Here is a 19,290-nt window from a genome sequence, read left to right as displayed (position 1 = left end):
CTTTCTAAGTATCGGAAACGAAACCGCGGGGAGGTCGTATGCAAGTCAGACGAATTGTCGCCAATCTCGAAACTCCCAGCCCGGCCGCCGCAAGCGCATTCTATCGGGATATCCTCGGGTTGGATCTCCTGATGGATCACGGCTGGATCGCAACCTACGGCTCAAGCCAGCAGATGTCCGTCCAGGTCAGCTTTGCAAGCGAAGGCGGCGCGGGAACGCCGATTCCGGGCCTGTCAATCGAAGTCGATGACGTCGATGAAGCATACGCAGCCATGCGCACCGCTGGTTTCGAGATTTGTTATGGCCCGGCCGACGAGCCGTGGGGTGTACGTCGCTTCTATGTTCGCGACCCCTTCGGAACCCTGGTGAATATTCTTTCCCACAAGGCCTGAAGGGCAAAGGCGCGACCGGCTCTTGCCTGCGACAATCTGCGCAACGGCGTTAGACTAAAGTCATAATCCCAAAGCCGCTCTCTTTATGGGGGAGCTTTTCTGGCACACTCTCGTCAGGCGAACCGCGACCTGGGGTACGCTTCGAGGAGAGTATGGTCGCGCGCCGCATTTCACATTCGCTCTGTGGAGGACAGAAAATGGCAAATGTCGTAAGCGTCGACGGCTCAAAAGCCGGTCCGATGACGGGCGAGGAGAAGAAGGTTATCTTCGCCTCATCGCTCGGGACCGTTTTCGAATGGTATGACTTCTATCTTTACGGTTCGCTCGCCACCTATATCGGCGCGACCTATTTCACCCAATACCCGGAAGCAACACGAAACATCTTCACGCTTTTGGCCTTTGCCGCTGGCTTCCTGGTGCGCCCGTTCGGCGCGCTCGTCTTTGGCCGCCTCGGCGACCTCGTCGGCCGCAAGTACACGTTCCTGGTGACGATCCTCATCATGGGCCTCTCGACATTTCTCGTTGGTATTCTTCCTGGTGCGGCAACGATCGGCATCGCGGCGCCCATCATCCTGATTGGACTTCGGCTCTTGCAAGGTCTTGCGCTCGGCGGCGAATATGGCGGTGCGGCAACATACGTGGCCGAACATGCGCCCAATGGACGCCGCGGCTACTTCACCTCATGGATTCAAACGACGGCAACGCTCGGCCTCTTCCTGTCGCTTCTCGTCATCGTCGGCGTTCAGTTCCTGATGGGCAAGGAAGCCTTTGCCGCGTGGGGCTGGCGCATTCCGTTCCTGGTATCGGTCGTCCTTCTCGGCGTCTCCGTCTGGATCCGTCTGAAGATGAACGAGTCACCGGCATTCCAGAGAATGAAGGCGGAAGGCAAGGGCTCGAAAGCCCCGCTGACCGAAGCCTTCGGTCAATGGAAGAATGCCAAGATCGCGCTGATTGCGCTTCTCGGCGCAACAATGGGTCAGGCAGTCGTCTGGTACGGCGGCCAGTTCTACGCGCTGTTCTTCCTGCAGAATGTGCTCAAAGTCGACCTGCAATCGGCAAACATCATGGTGGCCATTGCACTCTTCCTTGGCACACCGTTCTTCGTCGTCTTCGGCGGCCTGTCCGACAAGATCGGTCGCAAGCCGATCATCATGGCCGGCCTCTTGATCGCCGCCGTCACCTACCAGCCGTTGTTTAAGGCCATGACCTGGACTGCCAATCCGGCGCTTGCGGAAGCCCAGGCCTCCGTCCGCGCAACCGTGACGGCCGACCCGGCTGACTGCAAGTTCCAGTTCAACCCGACCGGAACCTCGAAGTTCACCAGTTCCTGCGACGTGGCAACGGCCTTCCTGACCAAGAACTCGGTTCCTTATGATGTTGTCCCCGGCCCCGCGGGGCAACCTGCTACGGTCAAGATCGGCGACGAAACCATCAACAGCTTCGATGCCATCGCCGCCGGCGACAAGGCAAAAGCAATGACGGGCGCTTTCGAAAAGGGCGTCAATATCGCCCTTCACGACGCCGGATACCCGCTGAAGCGCGGCGCCACCAAAGTTCCGGATGCCAAGCTGGATGCCTTCATTGCAGCCAACCCGGAACTTGCTCTCAACGTCGACGCAGTCCGTGCCGGTGAAAAGCAGACCGTGCCGGCTGACAAGCTTGTCGCCGATAAGCTGCTGACCGCCGACGAAGCCAAGGGCGTCACCGACATGGCGGTCTATAATATCGCCAATGGCGGCAGCTTTGCGATGACGGCTGACCCGTCCCGCGTCAACTGGATCGGCACGATCGCCATCCTGTTCGTGCTCGTTCTCTATGTGACGATGGTCTACGGCCCGATTGCCGCCCTACTGGTCGAACTCTTCCCGACCCGCATCCGCTACACCGGCATGTCGCTCCCTTACCATATCGGCAACGGTTGGTTCGGTGGCCTGCTGCCGGCAACGGCCTTCGCAATGAGTGCCGCTACCGGCGATATCTACTTCGGCCTCTGGTATCCAATCGTGTTCGCGGCGATCACGCTGGTTATCGGCCTGATCTTCCTGCCGGAAACCAAAGATCGCGATATCCACGCGATGGATTGAGACGAGTGAAGACTGCAAATCTGAACCCGGCGCTCATAAGGCGCCGGGTTTTTCATTTATGGAAGCCTCAGAGAAGGCGGCTTAGCCGCGGCGTCGGCCAGCCGCCATCGCGACCGATGGAGAAGATCAGGCCGAAGCGCGCGAAGAGGACCGAGGTGGCAAAGGCAAACCAGGCACCCAGCGCAAGGCCGGCCACGACATCGCTTGGATAATGCACACCGATGATGACGCGCGTGGCACCAAGCCAAAGCCCTATACTGATGAAGCCAAGGCGAAAGCGCGGGAAGAGCAGCGCGAGCGCGACGAACAGCGCGCCTATGTTGGCCGAGTGTCCAGAGGGGAAGCTCTGGTGCAGGAAATCCATGTTGAAGGGCGCAAAGCTGAAGATACCCTCCTGGTCATAGATCAGCGGCCGCGCCCGGCCGATCGCGAACTTCAGCAGATTGGCGACGATGCTGGTGAAGAGCACGGACAACGCGACATAGGCCGTCATCTGTCCGAAATAGACCATGCGAAACCGCCTGCGGACCTTCCAGAGCCGGCGACGAACGAAATAGCCCGTGGCGAAGATCGTAGAGAGGCCGGCAAGAATCCAGGCGAGCCTGCCGATATCGGTAACATCGCCGGCAATCGAGATCAGCGGTGGCGCCAGATCCTTGGCTGCCAGGCCGAGCGGGCGATCGAAGACGAAGAAGGCGATGGCAATGGCATTAACCGCCGAAAATGCAAACCACTTCCAGGGAACCCGCTGATGGATCGTGCGCCGTGCCTCATAGCGCTTTCGCAGGTAGCTCCAAAAGATTGGCTTATGATCGACAGTCTCGCTCATTCCACTCTGCTCTTTCATCAATGCAGAACGGAGATAGGAGCGGCATCAGCCACCTTCAAGCAAAGGCCCTCCGCATCGGCAGATGCGGAGGGCCAGAAACGTGTTTCACGTGAAATATCAGGCAGAAAGCGCCTTGAACTCGGCGAGGATCGCGTCGCCCATCTCCGTCGTGCCGACCTTTTTGCAGCCTTCTGCCATGATGTCGCCAGTGCGGATGCCCTTGTCGAGCACGTTAGCGATCGCCTTTTCCAGGTTGTCGGCTTCCGTCACCAGGTTGAAGGAATAGCGCAGGCACATGGCGAAGGAAGCGATCATCGCGATCGGATTAGCAATGCCCTTACCGGCGATGTCGGGGGCCGAGCCATGCACCGGCTCGTAGAGCGCCTTGCGCTTGCCGGTCTTTGCATCCGGCGCACCGAGCGAGGCGGAGGGCAACATGCCGAGCGAGCCGGTCAACATGGCGGCAACGTCGGAAAGCATGTCGCCGAACAGATTGTCTGTGACGATGACGTCAAACTGCTTCGGCTGGCGAACCAGCTGCATGCCGCCGGCGTCGGCCAGCATATGCTCAAGCTGGACGTCGGAATACTTGGCCTTGTGCGTTTCCGTCACGACCTGGTTCCAGAGCACGCCGGATTTCATAACGTTGCGCTTTTCCATCGAGCAGACGCGGTTCTGGCGGGTGCGTGCCATCTCGAAGGCAACACCGGCGATCCGCTCGATCTCGTAGGTGTCATAGACCTGCGTGTCGATGCCACGCTTCTGGCCGTTACCGAGGTCGATGATCTCCTTCGGCTCGCCGAAGTAGACGCCGCCAGTCAGCTCGCGAATGATGAGGATGTCGAGGCCTTCGACGAGCTCCGGCTTCAACGAGGAAGCCGATGCAAGCGCCGGATAGCAGATGGCCGGGCGCAGGTTCGCAAACAGCTGCAGGTCCTTGCGCAGGCGCAGAAGACCAGCTTCCGGACGCACTTCATAGGGAACACTATCCCACTTCGGGCCGCCGACGGCACCGAAGAGAACGGCGTCCGCTGCAAGCGCCTTCTGCATGTCAGCTTCGGAGATCGCAGCACCATGCGCGTCATAGGCGCTGCCACCGACCAGACCTTCGTCCGTGACGAAGCCGGCATTCGTTGCCTCGTTCATATAGGCAATGATCTTGCGGACCTCACCCATGGCTTCTGGGCCGATGCCGTCGCCCGGCAGCAGTAAAAGATTGCGCGCTGTCATGAAATCCTCCGCGGAAAAACAAGTTGCGGCTTCTTAGACCCGCAAAAACGGCATTTCAAGCGAGCGGGAGGTCGATTCGGTACGGTTGCGGAATTACTGCCAACATCTCGCGTTGACCGATCGGCGCATGCGGGTCCACAAGGAGAACCTCTATCGCCACCTCATCGGATACCACCATGCTGCCATCTGCACCCCTGCATCTCGACACTCCGCTTTTCCGCACGTCAGCCGACTACAGCGCGAGCAACAAGCCGCTATGGCTGAAGCTCGATGCGCTGCAGCCCTCTGGAAGCTTCAAGCTTCGTGGTATCGGTCGGCTTTGCCAGCATGAGATCGAGAACGGCGCCCGCGAGATCTTCTGCGCCTCCGGCGGCAATGCCGGGATCGCTGCCGCTTATGCCGGACGGGCGCTCGGCATTCCGGTGACGATCGTCGTTCCGGAGACGACGTCGGCGGAAGTGCGTCAATCGATCGAGGCAACCGGCGCCACGGTTCTCGTGCACGGAACGGTATTCGATGAAGCCAACGCCTTTGCGATCGAGCACGCGAATGCCAGGAAGGCAGCCTATGTGCACCCGTTCGACCATCCGCTTCTGTGGGAAGGGCACGGCACATTGATCGATGAGGCTCTCGCAAAAGGTGCCGACTTCGATTGCGTCATCGCCAGCGTCGGCGGCGGCGGTTTGCTCGCGGGCATTGTTGCCGGTCTCAAGCGAAACGGCTTGTCCGATGTGCCTGTCATTGCCGTAGAGACCGAAGGAGCCGCTTCGCTTCATGCAAGTCTTGCTGCAGGAGAGCGCATCACCTTGCCGGCGATTACCTCCATCGCCAGCTCGCTCGGTGCGCGCCAGGTGGCCCAGCATGTCTTCGACCTGCCGAGGCATCATCCGATAGAGAGCGTCACGGTGACCGATGCGCAGGCTGTCGCCGCCTGCCTGAAGTTCGCCGACACCTATCGCATTCTGGTCGAGCCCGCTTGCGGAGCTGCACTTGCGGTGGCCGACGTAGATGCCGACATTCTCGCTCGCTTCAACAATCCGCTGATCGAAGTCTGCGGCGGCATCGGCGTTTCACTGGAGAAGCTGAAGGCCTGGAAAGAGCGCTTTCTGTAAGCCGGCCAAAGAAAAAGCCGGGCAAAAAGCCCGGCTTGACCAATGCTATGTTTTGTAAAACTTACGCAGCCCAGGGATGGGATGCAGCATTCTTGGCTTCGAAACTGTCGATCGCCGCGCCCTTTTCGAGCGTCAGGCCGATGTCGTCGAGGCCGTTCAGCAGGCAGTGACGCTTGAATTCGTCGAGATCGAACTTGATCGAACCGCCGTCAGGACCGGTGATCTCGAGGTTTTCCAGGTCGACTGTCAGGATCGCGTTGGAGCCGCGCGAGGCGTCGTCCATCAGCTTGTCGAGGTTTTCCTGGCTGACCTTGATCGGCAGAATGCCGTTCTTGAAACAGTTATTGTAGAAGATGTCGGCGAAACTGGTCGAGATGACGCAACGGATGCCGAAGTCGAGAAGCGCCCACGGCGCATGCTCGCGCGAGGAGCCGCAACCGAAATTGTCGCCGGCAACGAGGATCTTCGCATTCTGATAGGCCGGCTTGTTCAGCACGAAATCCTGGTTCGGAGAGCCGTCTTCATTGTAACGGGCTTCGGCGAAAAGACCCTTGCCAAGACCCGTGCGTTTGATCGTCTTCAGGTAATCCTTCGGAATGATCATGTCGGTATCGATATTGACAACCGGCAGAGGGGCAGCGACGCCCGTCAGCTTTACGAATTTGTCCATGGCCTGGCTCCAATGTCAGCAGACGTAGTTTTGTTGATCAGCGTTTAGTCCAGATTTCGACCGAAATGAAGAAAAATTTACATCGCAGGTGCGGCCGCGCGCGGATTCGACGCGCAGCCATCCATGGTCATCGTGAGATCAATTTGCATTCGCTGGCGCATTCATCGCCCAAAGAACCCCGAACGGGTCGCGAAGCTGGCCATATCGATCACCCCAGAACATCAGTTGGACGGGCAGGATCACCTCCGCGCCAGCGGCAACGGCGCGATCCCACCAGAAATCGATATCATCGATAACAAGCTGAAGGGTGAAGCCCTGATGCTTCTCGAAGGGATGGCCATGCTCGGGATAGGCATCGCATAGCATCAACGAGCTTCCGTTGATGTAGAGGTGGACATGCATCGTCCGCCCGTTTTCGTCCGGAGGGACGACAAACGCCTCCTCGGCGCCAAAAGCACGCTTGTAGAATTCCGCGGCCTTCAACGCACCATCGACCGTGACATATGGCAGCAAGCCATTCTTGACCGGCGGCATCTTCGCCACGCCGGTTTCCGTTGTGGTATCCATACTGTCCTCCATCGTTTGATTTGGTTCGGGCAGAAGCCCTGGCCTTTCAAAGACGCGGGAAGATCAGTCGAGCCGACAGCGATGCCGAAATTTTTCTGGAAAAGTATCCACCCGTCAGAGATCGATGATCGTGCCGCGGCCGTCATTCCAGATGCGCATGTTCTCGCCGGAATGAGGCTTGGTCTTGGCGGAGGCGCGGACCGGGGCAGGTTTCATCTTCAACGAAAGCGCGCGGCCAACCATAAGCACCGTCAGAATACCGCCGACTGCGAGCGTCACGGAAAAGGTGACGAGCGCCAGCGCAACGAAGGCGGTGATGCCTGCAAGCAAGAGGAAGACGGAACGAATGCTTTGCATGAGTTTTAGACCTTTCTTCGGAAAGGAATGTGGTCCTTCTTTTCCTTCTCTGCAAGGTGAGCATGGCTTTTTGTTGTCTTGCCACCTGTCACAAAGCTTGGCACACATTTGTGATGACCCGCAATTCTCCGACTCGTTCCTTGAATCTTCGCCGTTCGGTGCTGAGCGTTCCGGCCATTAATGCACGCGCCCTGGAAAAGACCCATGCGCTGGATTGCGATGCCGTCATCTTCGATCTTGAGGACTCGGTGGCACCGGAACGAAAGGCGGAAGCCCGCGAGAATCTGAAGGCTTTTTTTTCCGGGGCTCCCCTTGTGAATAAGGAGCGGATCATCCGCATCAATGCGCTTGGTTCCACCTTCGGCAATGCGGACATGGAGCTGGTCTTGGCATTGGAGCCGGATGCCGTACTCCTGCCGAAAGTGGACGAGCCTCAGGATGTGATGTCCGTCAGCGACCGGCTCGCCGATGCCGACGCGCCGGAAAGCCTGCGCATCTGGGCGATGATCGAAACGCCCCGCGGCATTCTGAACGCGGCGGCGATCGCCGAGGCCGGGCGCACACCGGGCTCAAGGCTTGATTGTTTCGTCGTCGGCCTCAACGACCTGCGCAAGGAGACCGGTGTCCTGCCGCAGCCGGGTCGCACCTATCTCGTGCCCTGGCTGATGCAGGTGATCCTGGCCGTGCGTGCCTATGGCCTTGATGCGATCGACAGCGTCTTCAACGATTTCAAGGATGCCGATGCCTTCGATGCCGAATGCGCGCATGCCCGCGCCATGGGCTTCGACGGCAAGATGCTGATCCACCCGGCTCAGATCGAAGCTGCCAACCGGCATTTCGGCCTGGACGAAGCGGCAATTGCCGAGGCGGAGGCGATCATCGCCGCCTTTGCCGACCCTGCTGCCGAAGGCCTGAATATCATCAATGCCAATGGTCGGATGATTGAGCGGCTGCATCTTGTCCAGGCGGAAAGTCTGGTTCATAAAGCCCGTCTGATTGCAGAACGCCAAACGGCGAAGTGAAAGACGACTTTAGATGAAGCTATATCGCCTTCTGACCGGCCAGGATGATGCCGCTTTCTGTCACCGCGTGAGCGCCGCCCTCAACAAGGGCTGGTCGTTGAACGGCTCGCCGTCGCTGACCTTCAACACCCAGACCGGCCAAGTGATGTGTGCTCAGGCGATCGTCAAGGAAGTCGAAGGCAAGGACTACCATCCGGACATGAAACTGTCCGAACAGTAAGCGCGAGCTTAGCGTTCGGCCGCCTCTTCGGCGCTCGCCTCGATCCGCTCCATATCGTCGTCGCTGAGACCGAAATGGTGGCCGATCTCGTGGATGAGGACGTGAGTGATGATATCACCCAGCGTCTCGTCGTTCTCGGCCCAGTAGTCGAGAATCGGCCGCCGGTAGAGGCGGATGCGGTTCGGCAATTCGCCGGTTTCCATCGTGAAGCGCTCCGAGATTCCTCGGCCTTCGAAGAGGCCGAGAAGGTCGAATGGCGTTTCCAGCGCCATGTCCTCGAATACGTCGTCGTCAGGGAAGTCCTCGATCTCGATCGTCAGATTGGTGGTCAGTGAGCGGAATTCTTCCGGCAGGTGGCTATATGCCTCCATCGCCAACGACTCGAAAGTGCTGATCGTCGGCGCGTGGCGATCCCGCCAATTCTCGCTCTGGTCTATGCGGGCCATGAATATTCCTTCCTTTGCGGCCCATATAGAACCTTTACGCACGATTTTCGAGAGCGGAATCAAAGGCAGGAATAAATTCACATCAAATGCCTGTTGACTCTTTCGCCCAGCTCTGGAATCCATAAGAACATAACAGGAACATTTGAAAGTTGGAGAACGTCATGGCACAGCCGGCCGTGACGCGCGAGCGGCTTTTTGCACTCCGCGAAACCATTGCAAAGCTCGAAGGAAAGCCCGCGCCGGCCTTGGCTGCAGCGGAAAGCCAGGCCTTGGGTGAAAATGGCGGCCCCGCCGCTGGAAAAAACGAAGATATATTGCGTCTTCCCCTCGGAATACCCGCGCTCGACGAGGCGATCGATGGCGGCTTGCCGCTCGACGGGATTACCGAGATTCGCTCCGATCTCTTGCGGGAAGCCGGTGCTGGCAGCGGCTTTGTGCTGGCACTTGCTGCCATGCTGCAACGTCAGGCCGAAGAGAGCCACAATGTGCCGCTACCGATCCTGTGGATCGCCGATACGGTTTGCACGATGGAGGCGGGAGAGCCCTACGCCGTGGGGCTGCGGGATTTCGGCCTGAAGCCGGACCAGTTCTTCTATGCCAGTCCGCGCAAGCTTGAGGATGCCCTTTGGCTTGCGGAAGCGGCAGTCGAAAGCGGCGTCTTTCCTGCGACGATCCTGGAGGTCCGGGGCAACCCGAAGCCCTTTGGCCTGACGGAGAGCCGTCGTTTGAGCTTGCGGGCAAAGGCATCCAAACGCCCGCTTTTCCTGCTGCGGCAGGCTGGAGAGGAAGAAGCCAGTAGCGCTTATTTCCGCTTCCTTGCAGCACCCGCGCCGGCACAGGCGCGCCCCTTGCCGGATGGTACGATGCTGGGCGGTAGCATCGGCAACCCGGTTTTTCATCTCACCCTGGAGAAGAGCCGCAATCCGGCTCCCCTCTCCTTTTTACTGGAGTGGAACCCTCATGACCGCCGTTTTTTCGCCGTCTCCCAATCAGCCGACCCTCGCCTTCCAGACGAACGCGCAGCGCATTCTGGCGCTCCACTTTCCGCATCTCCCGACCGACCGGATCGCAAGAAAGAAATGGGGGCTCTCCTGGCGTTCGCACGGACGTCCTGACGCACCACCGATCGTCTGCTCCAGTCGCCTCAACAATACCATGCGGCTGACGGCGCTGGATGAGGCTGCAGAAGCTCTCAATCTCAGAAAGCATATGGGCGTCGCCGAAGCCCGCGCCATCTATCCCAAGCTCGATGTGATCGAGGACGACCTAGTTGCCAACCGACGCTTCCTGGAAGCGATCGCCGATTGGTGCGATCGCTATACTCCGCTTGTCGCTCTCGATGGCGTGGATGGCCTGTTTCTCGACATCACGGGCTGTGCTCATCTGTTCGGCGGCGAGACGGCACTTCTTAAGGATATTCTCGCAAGGCTTTTCCAGATGGGCCTTGATGCACGCGGTGCCGTCTCTTCATCACCGGGATTGTCCTGGGCGGTCAGCCGTTTCGGTCAAGGCGGGATCATCGAACACGGGAAGGCCGAGCAGGTTCTGGCGCCTTTGCCGATCGCGGCTTTACGCCTTGAAGAAGAAACCGTAGGCGCCCTGAATAAAATGGGGCTCAAATATGTGGGCGACCTACTGGACGCACCACGCGCCCCACTTGCCCGCCGCTTCGGAGGAGCCTTGCTTTTGAGGCTCGATCAGGCGCTTGGGACAGATGAAGAGCCGGTATCTCCACGGCTGCCAGTTGCGAGCCTCTCGGTCGAACGTCGTCTGATCGAACCGATCGGCGCGGAAGACGATATCCTCGCGCTCACCAGTCAGATTGCCGTCTCCCTGAAGCTCTCGCTGGAAGCCCGTGGCGTCGGGGGCCGCATCTTCGAACTGGTCTTGTTTCGCGTCGACGGCAAGGTGTTCCGCATTTCGGCAGGGACCGCGCAGCCCCTGAGGGAACCCAAGCGCATCGCCGCTCTCTTTGCCGAACGCCTGCAGGCAATCCACGACGATTTCGACGCGGGTTACGGTTTTGAAATCCTTCGCCTCAACGTGCGACGTCACGAAGATTTCGTGACGTCGCAAGGCGATTTCGAGTATCGCCAGCAGAAGGATGCGTCTCTTGCTGCCTTCGTGGATAGGGTTTCCGCCCGCCTCGGGGCAGACTGCCTGCAGACCTTCCAATTGCGAGAGAGCCACGTACCGGAAAGAGCCGTCATTGCCGTACCCGCAATCGATCACCTATCCGCCCCGAAGATCCGGCAAGGACATCCTCCACCGGCCAGGAACGAGCGGCCCGTGCGGCTGCTTCGCAAGCCGGAACCGATGGGCGCCTTTGCCATCGAAATTCCCGATGGTGCACCCGCCAGCTTTCACTGGCGGCGTATGCAGCATCGCATCCTGAAGAGCGAGGGACCGGAACGGCTGGCGATGGAATGGTGGCTCGATGGATCAGATGCGGAGGATCGGGACTACTTCCGTATCGAAGACGATCAGGGACGCCGCTTCTGGATTTATCGCCATGGCCATTATGAGCGTGACGCAACGCAGAACTGGTACATGCATGGAGTCATCGCCTGATGCCTGCCTTCTTCGAGATCGGCGCCAAGACCAATTTCTCGTTTCTGGAGGGTGCATCCAAGCCCGAGGAAATGGTCGTCCGCGCTGCGGTTCTGAAGTTTGGAGGGCTTGGCATCGCCGACCGCAATTCGGTTGCAGGCGTTGTCCGGGCGCATGCCCAGTCTAAGGCGATCCGAAAGAAATTCGAGCGGATGAAGGCCGGGCTTCTGGAGGAGCATGAAAAGAATGACGTCATCCTCGATCCGATCCGTTTTCAACCGGGCGCCCGCCTGGTCTTCTCGGATGGAACGCCTGATATTCTTGCCTATCCGCAGGATCGCGGAGGCTGGGCGCATCTTTGCCGATTGCTGAGCACCGGGAATCTAAGAACCGAGAAGGGAAAATGCATTCTAACGGAAGCGGATCTGATGGAATGGGGCGACGACATGATGCTCGCGCTCATTCCCGATCCGTCCATTACCGATGGCAATCACGCAGCGTTCGAAGCCTGTCTGGAGCGCTTCAGAAAACGCTTCCGGAAAAAATTCCACATTGCGCTCGCCCCCGCCTATGACGGCCGTGACAAGCGCATGTTCGCGACCATCTCCATGCTGGCCGATCGCAACCGCATCCCGCTGATCGCCACCAACCAGCCGCTCTACCACGACACCACCCGTCGCCCCCTCGCCGATATCGTGACGTCGATCCGGGAACACGTTGCCATTCCCGAAGCCGGCTTTCTTCTGGCGCCGAATGCCGAACGCTATCTCAAGGATGGCGGCGAAATCCTGCGCCTCTTCAAAGACTACCCACACGCCGTAACGAACACGGGAAAGTTCTTTGGCAGCCTTTCCTTTTCACTCGATGAACTGGAACACAACTATCCCCCCGAGAATGACGAGGGGGAAACGCCTTATCAAACCCTGGAGCGCCTTACCAAGGCTGGCGCGGCAAAACGCTTTCCCGGCGGCATACCGGAGAAGGTCCAGCAGAACATCGAATACGAGCTAAGCCTCGTTCGTCAGAAGCAGTATGAACCATACTTCCTGACGGTCCACCGGATCATCCAGTATGCCCGACATGAGAAGAAAATTCTCTGTCAGGGTCGCGGCTCCGCGGCAAACTCGGTCATTTGCTATTGCCTCGAGATAACGGAGGTCAATCCGGAGAAGAGCACCCTGCTCTTCGATCGCTTCCTCTCGATGGACCGCGATGAGCCGCCGGATATCGATGTCGATTTCGAGCACGAGAGGCGCGAAGAGGTCATCCAGCATATCTACGAGAAATATGGCAAGGAACATGCCGGCCTGACGGCAGGGGTGACGACCTACCGCACCCGGTCCGCAGGACGCGAGGTCTCAAAAGCCTTCGGTCTCTCGGAAGATGTTCAGTCTGCGATCGGCAGCCTAGTTTGGGGTTGGTCGGAAGAGAAGCTGTCCGAGCGCGAGGCGAAAGCGGCCGGGCTCGACATTTTCGATCCCATGACCAAGAACGTGCTGAAGTATGCTTCCGAGCTTCTTGGTTTTCCCCGCCACCTCACCCAGCATGTCGGCGGCTTCGTCATCACCAGGGACAGGCTGGATGAAGTCGTTCCGATCATGAAGACGGCAATGCCCGGACGCTACATGGTCGAGTGGGACAAGGATGACCTCGACAATCTGAAGATCCTGAAGGTCGACATCCTGGCGCTTGGAATGCTGACCGCGCTGAAGCGGGCATTCGATCTGCTTCTCCTGCATTACGACGTCAAGAAGACGCTCGCTGATCTCGGCAACGACACGCATGAGGACGAAGAGCCCGTCTACGAGATGATATGCCGGGCCGACACGCTTGGCGTCTTCCAGATCGAGAGCCGGGCGCAAATGAGTATGCTGCCGCGCCTGAAGCCCAAAAAATTCTACGACCTCGTCATCGAAGTCGCCATCGTTCGGCCAGGCCCCATCCAAGGCGACATGGTCCACCCCTACCTGAAACGAAGGGAGGACAGGGATCGCGGTATCCCAATAGAGTATCCGAGCAAGGAGTTGGAAAGTGTCCTGGAGCGAACGCTCGGCGTGCCGCTCTTCCAGGAACAAGCGATGCAGATCGCAATCACGGCGGCGGGATTTAAGCCGGCTGAAGCCGATCAGCTGAGGCGCGCCATGGCGACCTTCAAACGGACAGGCACCATCGGCAATTTCGAAAAGCGGTTCATCGAAGGCATGGTCGCGAAAAAGTACTCTCGCGATTTTGCCCAGCAATGTTTCAACCAGATCAAAGGTTTTGGCGAATACGGTTTCCCGGAAAGCCACGCCGCCTCTTTCGCTCTGCTCGTCTACGCCTCTTCCTGGGTAAAAGCTTACTATCCCGACGTGTTCTGTGCCGCGATGCTGAACTCACAGCCGATGGGCTTCTATGCTCCCGCACAACTCGTCCGGGATGCCCGGGAGCATGGCGTTGTGATCAGGCCGGTCGATATCAATGAATCGAACTGGGATTGTCTGCTGGAAGAGGCCGAATTCAACAAGCGTGCTGTTGATTTCCGGCATGCCGCCATGCAGGAAGTTATCCAGACGAAGCGAGCCGTTCGGCTTGGCTTTCGGCAGATAAAAGGCCTTTCGGAAGTGAGCATACAGCAGCTCGTCGCCAACAGAGGCAGGGGTTATTCTTCGATCCGCGATCTCTGGCTGCGCTCAGGCCTGCAAAAGGCAGATATAGAACGACTTGCCGATGCAGATGCCTTTCATTCTATAAGACTGTCGCGACGGGAGGCACTCTGGGCCGTACGGGCACTCGATGCGAAGAGTGCTGCCGAAAAGCTCCCTTTGTTCGACCAGGTGAGCCACATCGATCTGCAAGTCGAGCCTGAGACACGGCTGCCGGAAATGCTGGCTGGTGAACAGGTCGTCGAGGACTACCGCTACCTTTCGCTCTCCTTGAAGGGCCATCCCGTCTCATTCCTGCGAGATGAATTCCGTAAAGTCGGGGTCGTTCGGAATGTCGATCTTCTTACCATCCCGAACGGAAGAAGGGTGACGATTGCCGGCCTGGTTTTGGTGCGTCAACGCCCGGGCTCAGCCAAGGGCGTCATCTTCATGACATTGGAAGACGAGACTGGCGTTGCCAATGCCATTGTCTGGAAGAAGGTATTCGAGAAGTACCGCCCGATCGTCATGGGAGCACGGCTCGTGAAGATATATGGCAAGCTTCAGAGCCAGAGCGGCGTGATCCACACTGTCGTCGATCATATCGAGGATATGACACCCGCACTTGGCATCCTGCAGAAGGAAGCCCGTCGTTTCGGCGTTAGTGATCGTTCGGATGAAGCGCTCAATCCGACGATGGATCCTCGCCAAAGGAAACTCGCAAACTCACTTGAGAAGGCAGTCATGGAGAAAAGGCTAATTTCAAGCAGTCATGTCGGAGCACTAGAAACAACTCAAGTCATGCCGAAAGGTCGCAATTTTCATTGAGGGCACAAAGTCGGTGTCAAGCGAATCGGCTGGGGATTGGAATCGCTTTGCAGTTGGATTGTCGTCGTTTAGGCGGATTTCATGACCGCGCCCTCGATGACAACGCCTGATTTCACATATTTCCATAGCGCGACCAAGAGCTTGCGGGCGAGTACCACGATCATCGTTTTTTTGAAGCGGCCGCCATTGCGTGTGGGCGCATTACGAATTTATCGTACAATGAGCACATCCTTGAATTGTGCACATGAACAAAATCCCGTAAAAGGATTTGGTGTGCAATCACGATGGAACCGCTACGATGGATGCGATTCTGACCGAAGGTTTTGACGCGGCTTTGACCCTGACCGACCATATCGAGCACCTGCCGGACCGGAAGCGGCGCGAACTGGCGCGCATCCTCGAGATCCTGTTTGCCGAGGTCGAACGCTTCCAGGCCGGCAAACTGTCGGCCAAGCGCCATGCCGGAAAGATCCTGATGGTCCTGCTCTATGGATCCTATGGCCGCGGCGACTGGATCGAGGATCACTTGAGCGGCTATCGCTCCGACTACGATCTCTTGATCGTCGTCAACAGCAAGTCATTTGCCGAGGAGCAGGAGCTCTGGGACGGTATCGAGGAGCGGCTGTTAACGGAGCAGATCGCGCACCGCATCGAAACGCCGGTCGTGCCGATCATCCACACGCTGGCCGATGTCAACGCCCAGCTGTCCCGCGGCCGCCCCTTCTTCGTCGATATCGCCAGGGACGGCATTCCCCTCTACGAGGAGCCCGGTCATCCGCTGGCGCAACCGAAGCCACTGATCGCGGAGGAGCGACAGCGAGAAGCAAATTCCAACTTCATGGAGTGGTCAAGGAATGCCGCCGGCTTCCTAGCAGCTCAAGGATCGCTCGGAGAGACGTTTCCAAAACAACAGGCTTTCTTGCTTCATCAAGCCACAGAGGCGCTATACCACTGTACGCTGCTGACACTCACGCTCTACAGTCCCAAGTCTCACCGCCTGAAGGTTCTTCGTTCTCAAGCCGAAGGGCTCGATATCCGGCTGATTGCCGCCTGGCCGCGTGACAGCCGGTTTTCACGACGCTGCTTCGAGTTGCTGTCGCGGGCCTATGTCGAAGCGCGATATTCGTCGAAATACACAATCACCAGCGAGGAGCTCGCTTGGCTGGTCGAGCGCGTGAAGGCTCTTCAAACTCTCGTCGAAACGGTATGCGAGGAGCGACTTTCCCTGTGACGGCACCCCTCGCCTTGATAACCTAAGCAGTTCGCTCTGTGCCACTTGAGATAACGAGGATGAGGCAGCTCGTGATTGCGTCCCGCGCTCAATTTCCAGGATCGTAATCGCGGAAATGAACAAGTCATTGGAATCTTGCGCACCGACCTACCCACTTCGTCACATTGGCATCTGCTTTACCGTCTCCAACTTTGCGCAGCTCGGAGACGACGTTTGTATCCAGCAGGTACTTCAAGACAGATCGACCTCGCGAGGTGCAATTTCGGCTCTCAGTGGCTCCCATTCGATCGTCGACAAACCAGGCATTGAAAGAGCCTCGACGAGATTTCGGCGCTTGCCGGTCAAGCGCTCGAATCCGCTGTACGTCATCAGCAATCAGGGTCTACGACATCAAAGCAGGCGCTGCTCATCAGGTCGTGACCTGCTGCATCGCAGCACACCTGAAGAGCCTCTATCGTTTCAATATGCGACGAATGGCTTGCCCTATGACTCGATTTTTTCTTGACACCTGCCGTCTTCTTTTGCAGAAAAGACGATAGTGAATGTCATGTTTGGAATGACGACGTGCTTGTCTGCAGCTGCAATTACATAACTGACCACGAAATCCGGGAAGTCATCAACGAGCTTCTCGAGCAGGATTGTTGGCAGCTTATCGTGCCTGCAAAGGTATACCACGCCATGGAAAAACGGGGCCGCTGCTGTGGCTGCTTCCCGAATGTGGTCGATATTATCATTCAGACAACCGAGGAATATCACGCCCGTCACCACTCGACGGAAGCCGAAATATTTGATTTCATGTCCCGCCTGAGAACATTCCATGAGGAAAACAGGAGAGCGGACATTGAAAGGCGACAAAAAAGTCATCGAGCGGCTTAACGAGGCCCTCTTTCTCGAACTCGGCGCCGTAAACCAATACTGGGTCCATTACCGACTTCTTGAAGACTGGGGTTACACCAAGCTCGCCAAGAAGGAACGGGCGGAATCTATTGAGGAAATGCATCACGCCGACCGCTTGGTCGCACGCATCATCTTCCTCGAAGGTCATCCCAACCTCCAGACCCTTGCTCCGCTTCGCATCGGCCAGAACGTCAAAGAAGTTCTGGAGGCCGATCTTGCGGGCGAATATGATGCGCGCACTGCTTACAAGAAATCGCGCGACATCTGTCACGAGGCCGGCGATTATGTCTCGATGAAGCTTTTCGAGGAGCTCCTGGCGGACGAGGAAGGTCACATCGACTTCCTCGAAACACAACTGGAGCTGCTCGGCAAGATCGGCGAATCGAAGTACGGCCAGCTCAATGCCGACTCCGCCAACGAGGCCGAGTAACGATTGCCATGACCGGCAGCCCTCGGCCGCCGGTTATTTACTCTGCGGCACCCAAACCAACCAGGTGCCTGAACTCGTCGACCACCTGCTCATAGACGGCCCGCTTGAAGGGCACGATGAGACCCGGCAGGCTTTCCATCGGCTTCCAATCCCAGGCATCGAATTCCGGCGCATGGCCGCCGGGCGGCGGATTGATCGCGATCTCGCTCTCGTCACCATCGAAGCGGAACGCGAACCAGCGCTGCGTCTGGCCGCGGAACTTGCCCTTCAATCCGATGCCGATCAGCTGGGGCGGCAAATCATAGTTGATCCAATTCCGGGCCTCGGCGAGCAGCGTCACGGTGCGAATGCCCGTCTCCTCGTAAAGCTCGCGGTACGCCGCCTCAAGCGGATCCTCGCCCTTGTCGATGCCACCCTGCGGCATCTGCCAAAGCTGCGGCGATCCGTCATACTCTGAATTTTCTTCCGGAATCCGTCGCCCTGCCCATACGAGGCCCTGGCGGTTGAGAATCATGACGCCGACGCAGGGGCGATACGGCAGGTCCTTGGCGTTGACGATCGGCTTGCTCATCGGCTCTCTCTATTCAAGGTCTTTTTGGATCATTCGCCAGTGCCGCAACGCCGACAATCTCAATACCTCGCATTGCAGCTTCCTGCGTCCATTGCGCGATGGCATCAATGCTCTCATCGAAGGCGGCGGCAACGCCGATCGCCTGGCCGTTGCGCTTTGCGACGCGTTCCAGTTCGTCCAGTTTCTGGATGATGGTGTTCACGTCAAGCTGCTTGTCCAACTGCACATCTGCGAAGGCATAGGGCAGTTCCGTTCCCTTTGCGATCACCGCGGTCTTGGACTGGGCCGACGTTCCGTCATCAAGGAACAGCAGCCCGCGCTTTCCGATATCGCGCATGACCGGTTCCATGGCGTTGGGATCGGAAAGGAAGCGCCCACCCTGGTAGTTCATGATGCCCGTATAATTGGTGATCTCGCCCATCGCCCTGTGCAGGTTTTCGATATTCTTCGCAAGCGACGTTGACGTTAGCAGCGTGTCTGGCCCCGGATCGTTTGCCGGATAATCAAATGGCTCAAACGGAACCTGCAACAGGATTTCGTGGCCATTGCGGCGCGCTTCCTGCATCCAACGCTGCAAGCTGTTGCCGCTGGCGGCAAAGGCGAAGGTGACCTCCTCCGGTAGTTGCTGGATAGCCCGCTGCGTGCCCGTCTGGCTAAGCCCGAGACCGCTGACGACGATCGCGATGCGTGTTCCATGAGCGCCGGACCATGGTCGCGCATACTGGTCCATCGGGCGACGTCCGTCCGGCCCGACGACCGGCAGCCGTCCCAATGGGGTGTCTTCCAGGAGAGCATCATTCGGTAGCGCCGCCATCCGTGGATCCTGCCCGACCTGCGAGGCATCGACCAACACCGGTCCATTTCCGTCGCGTTGTCTGGGAGAGTATTTCGTGACGACAGATCCGTCGCCGGTGACCATCCGCTCCACATTTGCGCCCGATCTCGGATCGGATGGCACCATACCATTCGGAGCGGCAGCGGACGAAGTCTGCGACGCCACCTGATCCTGAACGGTGTCGGACGGAGGCGCAGCCGTCTGGTCCTGCGCCGGCGGTGTCTCCCGCTTCAGCCCATCACCGCGAAACGCCGTATAGAGCGACGACGCCCCGATCAGAACGAGGCAAATCCCGGCGACGACACGCCCCGTGCGCAGAATTCCCGGCCGCTGGCGCTTGGCCTTTCGGTTCTGTCCCAGAGGGGCGTGCAGATCGGTATTCAAACTTCTTTTCC

19 protein-coding genes and 3 pseudogenes are annotated in these 19,290 nt (G+C 58.4%); 11 read left to right on the top strand and 11 right to left on the bottom strand.

Features of this window, described 5'->3' with window-relative positions:
* Nucleotides 1-38 precede the first annotated feature (38 nt).
* Nucleotides 39-392 (top strand): VOC family protein, encoded by a 354-nt coding sequence (locus FHT71_RS12500; RefSeq protein ID WP_007794751.1) that lies wholly within the window; start codon nt 39-41, stop codon nt 390-392.
* Between the two features lie 197 nt (nt 393-589).
* Complete coding sequence (locus FHT71_RS12495; RefSeq protein ID WP_007794753.1) at nt 590-2,476, top strand: MFS transporter; 1,887 nt, start codon at nt 590-592, stop codon at nt 2,474-2,476.
* Nucleotides 2,477-2,543: 67 nt separating this feature from the next.
* Here FHT71_RS12495 and FHT71_RS12490 read toward each other — a convergent pair whose 3' ends face one another.
* Entirely contained in the window at nt 2,544-3,305 is a 762-nt protein-coding gene (locus FHT71_RS12490) for a phosphatase PAP2 family protein (RefSeq protein WP_132588675.1), read from the bottom strand.
* 117 nt (nt 3,306-3,422) lie between these two features.
* Entirely contained in the window at nt 3,423-4,535 is a 1,113-nt protein-coding gene (gene leuB / locus FHT71_RS12485; protein WP_007794759.1) for a 3-isopropylmalate dehydrogenase, read from the bottom strand.
* Between the two features lie 179 nt (nt 4,536-4,714).
* Between leuB and FHT71_RS12480 the strand changes: the two genes are divergently transcribed.
* Nucleotides 4,715-5,647, top strand: a complete 933-nt coding sequence (locus FHT71_RS12480; RefSeq protein WP_132588711.1) for a pyridoxal-phosphate dependent enzyme — start codon at nt 4,715-4,717, stop codon at nt 5,645-5,647.
* Nucleotides 5,648-5,708: 61 nt separating this feature from the next.
* Here the strand turns inward: FHT71_RS12480 and leuD are convergent, their stop codons facing one another.
* The 3 genes from leuD to FHT71_RS12465 all read right to left on the bottom strand — a co-directional run bounded on the left by leuD (nt 5,709) and on the right by FHT71_RS12465 (nt 7,241).
* The gene (gene leuD / locus FHT71_RS12475; RefSeq protein ID WP_007794765.1) at nt 5,709-6,317 is read right to left on the bottom strand and encodes a 3-isopropylmalate dehydratase small subunit; all 609 of its coding nucleotides are present in this window, start codon (nt 6,315-6,317) and stop codon (nt 5,709-5,711) included.
* Nucleotides 6,318-6,455: 138 nt separating this feature from the next.
* Entirely contained in the window at nt 6,456-6,884 is a 429-nt protein-coding gene (locus FHT71_RS12470; protein ID WP_132588676.1) for a VOC family protein, read from the bottom strand.
* Between the two features lie 114 nt (nt 6,885-6,998).
* A complete protein-coding gene (locus FHT71_RS12465; protein WP_007794770.1) occupies nt 6,999-7,241 on the bottom strand; it encodes a hypothetical protein in 243 nt (80 codons plus the stop codon).
* Between the two features lie 113 nt (nt 7,242-7,354).
* Between FHT71_RS12465 and FHT71_RS12460 the strand changes: the two genes are divergently transcribed.
* Together FHT71_RS12460 and FHT71_RS12455 are read left to right on the top strand one after the other, a co-directional pair.
* Entirely contained in the window at nt 7,355-8,263 is a 909-nt protein-coding gene (locus FHT71_RS12460; protein WP_037083037.1) for a CoA ester lyase, read from the top strand.
* Nucleotides 8,264-8,276: 13 nt separating this feature from the next.
* A complete protein-coding gene (locus FHT71_RS12455) occupies nt 8,277-8,483 on the top strand; it encodes a DUF1737 domain-containing protein (protein WP_132588678.1) in 207 nt (68 codons plus the stop codon).
* Nucleotides 8,484-8,491: 8 nt separating this feature from the next.
* Here the strand turns inward: FHT71_RS12455 and FHT71_RS12450 are convergent, their stop codons facing one another.
* Complete coding sequence (locus FHT71_RS12450; protein WP_007794777.1) at nt 8,492-8,929, bottom strand: metallopeptidase family protein; 438 nt, start codon at nt 8,927-8,929, stop codon at nt 8,492-8,494.
* Nucleotides 8,930-9,090: 161 nt separating this feature from the next.
* Here FHT71_RS12450 and FHT71_RS31605 point away from each other — a divergent pair, with 161 nt between their 5' ends.
* Genes FHT71_RS31605 through FHT71_RS12440 form a run of 3 tightly spaced genes read left to right on the top strand, consistent with a single transcriptional unit; the run spans nt 9,091 to nt 14,931 of the window.
* A complete protein-coding gene (locus FHT71_RS31605; RefSeq protein ID WP_246717983.1) occupies nt 9,091-10,044 on the top strand; it encodes a hypothetical protein in 954 nt (317 codons plus the stop codon).
* On the top strand, nt 9,956-11,500 hold the full coding sequence (locus FHT71_RS12445; protein WP_348649301.1) for a DNA polymerase Y family protein: 1,545 nt from the start codon (nt 9,956-9,958) through the stop codon (nt 11,498-11,500). Before FHT71_RS31605 ends, FHT71_RS12445 begins: the two co-directional genes overlap by 89 nt.
* Nucleotides 11,500-14,931: an error-prone DNA polymerase gene (locus tag FHT71_RS12440; RefSeq protein ID WP_132588679.1), complete on the top strand. Its 3,432-nt coding sequence runs from the start codon at nt 11,500-11,502 to the stop codon at nt 14,929-14,931. The genes FHT71_RS12445 and FHT71_RS12440 overlap by 1 nt, the downstream gene beginning before the upstream one ends.
* 68 nt (nt 14,932-14,999) lie before the next feature.
* Here FHT71_RS12440 and FHT71_RS12435 read toward each other — a convergent pair.
* A pseudogene (locus FHT71_RS12435) lies at nt 15,000-15,119 on the bottom strand (IS110 family transposase); the annotation flags it as partial.
* 110 nt (nt 15,120-15,229) lie between these two features.
* Here FHT71_RS12435 and FHT71_RS12430 point away from each other — a divergent pair.
* Complete coding sequence (locus FHT71_RS12430) at nt 15,230-16,162, top strand: HEPN domain-containing protein (RefSeq protein WP_183719786.1); 933 nt, start codon at nt 15,230-15,232, stop codon at nt 16,160-16,162.
* A gap of 81 nt (nt 16,163-16,243) precedes the next feature.
* Here FHT71_RS12430 and FHT71_RS31600 read toward each other — a convergent pair.
* Nucleotides 16,244-16,397 (bottom strand): annotated as a pseudogene (locus FHT71_RS31600) (VapC toxin family PIN domain ribonuclease); the annotation flags it as partial.
* Nucleotides 16,394-16,537 (bottom strand): annotated as a pseudogene (locus FHT71_RS31595) (type II toxin-antitoxin system Phd/YefM family antitoxin); the annotation flags it as partial. The pseudogenes FHT71_RS31595 and FHT71_RS31600, both read right to left, overlap by 4 nt.
* Before the next feature lie 126 nt (nt 16,538-16,663).
* Here FHT71_RS31595 and FHT71_RS31590 point away from each other — a divergent pair.
* Nucleotides 16,664-17,038, top strand: coding sequence for a (2Fe-2S)-binding protein (locus FHT71_RS31590; RefSeq protein ID WP_081499037.1), 375 nt, complete (start codon nt 16,664-16,666; stop codon nt 17,036-17,038).
* Nucleotides 17,004-17,489 carry a bacterioferritin gene (gene bfr, locus FHT71_RS12420; protein WP_007528518.1) on the top strand — a complete coding sequence of 162 codons (486 nt, stop codon included), beginning with the start codon at nt 17,004-17,006 and terminating at the stop codon, nt 17,487-17,489. Before FHT71_RS31590 ends, bfr begins: the two co-directional genes overlap by 35 nt.
* 37 nt (nt 17,490-17,526) lie before the next feature.
* Here bfr and FHT71_RS12415 read toward each other — a convergent pair whose 3' ends face one another.
* Together FHT71_RS12415 and FHT71_RS12410 are read right to left on the bottom strand one after the other, a co-directional pair.
* Nucleotides 17,527-18,060 (bottom strand): RNA pyrophosphohydrolase, encoded by a 534-nt coding sequence (locus FHT71_RS12415; protein WP_183719782.1) that lies wholly within the window; start codon nt 18,058-18,060, stop codon nt 17,527-17,529.
* Between the two features lie 13 nt (nt 18,061-18,073).
* Nucleotides 18,074-19,279 carry a divergent polysaccharide deacetylase family protein gene (locus tag FHT71_RS12410; RefSeq protein WP_183719780.1) on the bottom strand — a complete coding sequence of 402 codons (1,206 nt, stop codon included), beginning with the start codon at nt 19,277-19,279 and terminating at the stop codon, nt 18,074-18,076.
* Nucleotides 19,280-19,290: the final 11 nt, after the last annotated feature.

The organism is Rhizobium sp. BK060 (assembly GCF_014193145.1).
GTDB lineage: Bacteria > Pseudomonadota > Alphaproteobacteria > Rhizobiales > Rhizobiaceae > Rhizobium.
Note: the sequence above shows the minus strand (reverse complement) of the source record. Positions and strands in the feature narration are given on the sequence as shown.

Bases quoted from the DNA above. Each gene is read 5' to 3' on its own strand.
- FHT71_RS12500 (WP_007794751.1), top strand. From the start codon at position 39: ATGCAAGTCAGACGAATTGTCGCCAATCTCGAAACTCCCAGCCCGGCC.
- FHT71_RS12495 (WP_007794753.1), top strand. From the start codon at position 590: ATGGCAAATGTCGTAAGCGTCGACGGCTCAAAAGCCGGTCCGATGACG.
- FHT71_RS12490 (WP_132588675.1), bottom strand. From the start codon at position 3,305: ATGAGCGAGACTGTCGATCATAAGCCAATCTTTTGGAGCTACCTGCGA.
- leuB (WP_007794759.1), bottom strand. From the start codon at position 4,535: ATGACAGCGCGCAATCTTTTACTGCTGCCGGGCGACGGCATCGGCCCA.
- leuD (WP_007794765.1), bottom strand. From the start codon at position 6,317: ATGGACAAATTCGTAAAGCTGACGGGCGTCGCTGCCCCTCTGCCGGTT.
- FHT71_RS12470 (WP_132588676.1), bottom strand. From the start codon at position 6,884: ATGGATACCACAACGGAAACCGGCGTGGCGAAGATGCCGCCGGTCAAG.
- FHT71_RS12465 (WP_007794770.1), bottom strand. From the start codon at position 7,241: ATGCAAAGCATTCGTTCCGTCTTCCTCTTGCTTGCAGGCATCACCGCC.
- FHT71_RS12460 (WP_037083037.1), top strand. From the start codon at position 7,355: ATGACCCGCAATTCTCCGACTCGTTCCTTGAATCTTCGCCGTTCGGTG.
- FHT71_RS12455 (WP_132588678.1), top strand. From the start codon at position 8,277: ATGAAGCTATATCGCCTTCTGACCGGCCAGGATGATGCCGCTTTCTGT.
- FHT71_RS12450 (WP_007794777.1), bottom strand. From the start codon at position 8,929: ATGGCCCGCATAGACCAGAGCGAGAATTGGCGGGATCGCCACGCGCCG.
- FHT71_RS31605 (WP_246717983.1), top strand. From the start codon at position 9,091: ATGGCACAGCCGGCCGTGACGCGCGAGCGGCTTTTTGCACTCCGCGAA.
- FHT71_RS12440 (WP_132588679.1), top strand. From the start codon at position 11,500: ATGCCTGCCTTCTTCGAGATCGGCGCCAAGACCAATTTCTCGTTTCTG.
- FHT71_RS12430 (WP_183719786.1), top strand. From the start codon at position 15,230: ATGGATGCGATTCTGACCGAAGGTTTTGACGCGGCTTTGACCCTGACC.
- FHT71_RS12415 (WP_183719782.1), bottom strand. From the start codon at position 18,060: ATGAGCAAGCCGATCGTCAACGCCAAGGACCTGCCGTATCGCCCCTGC.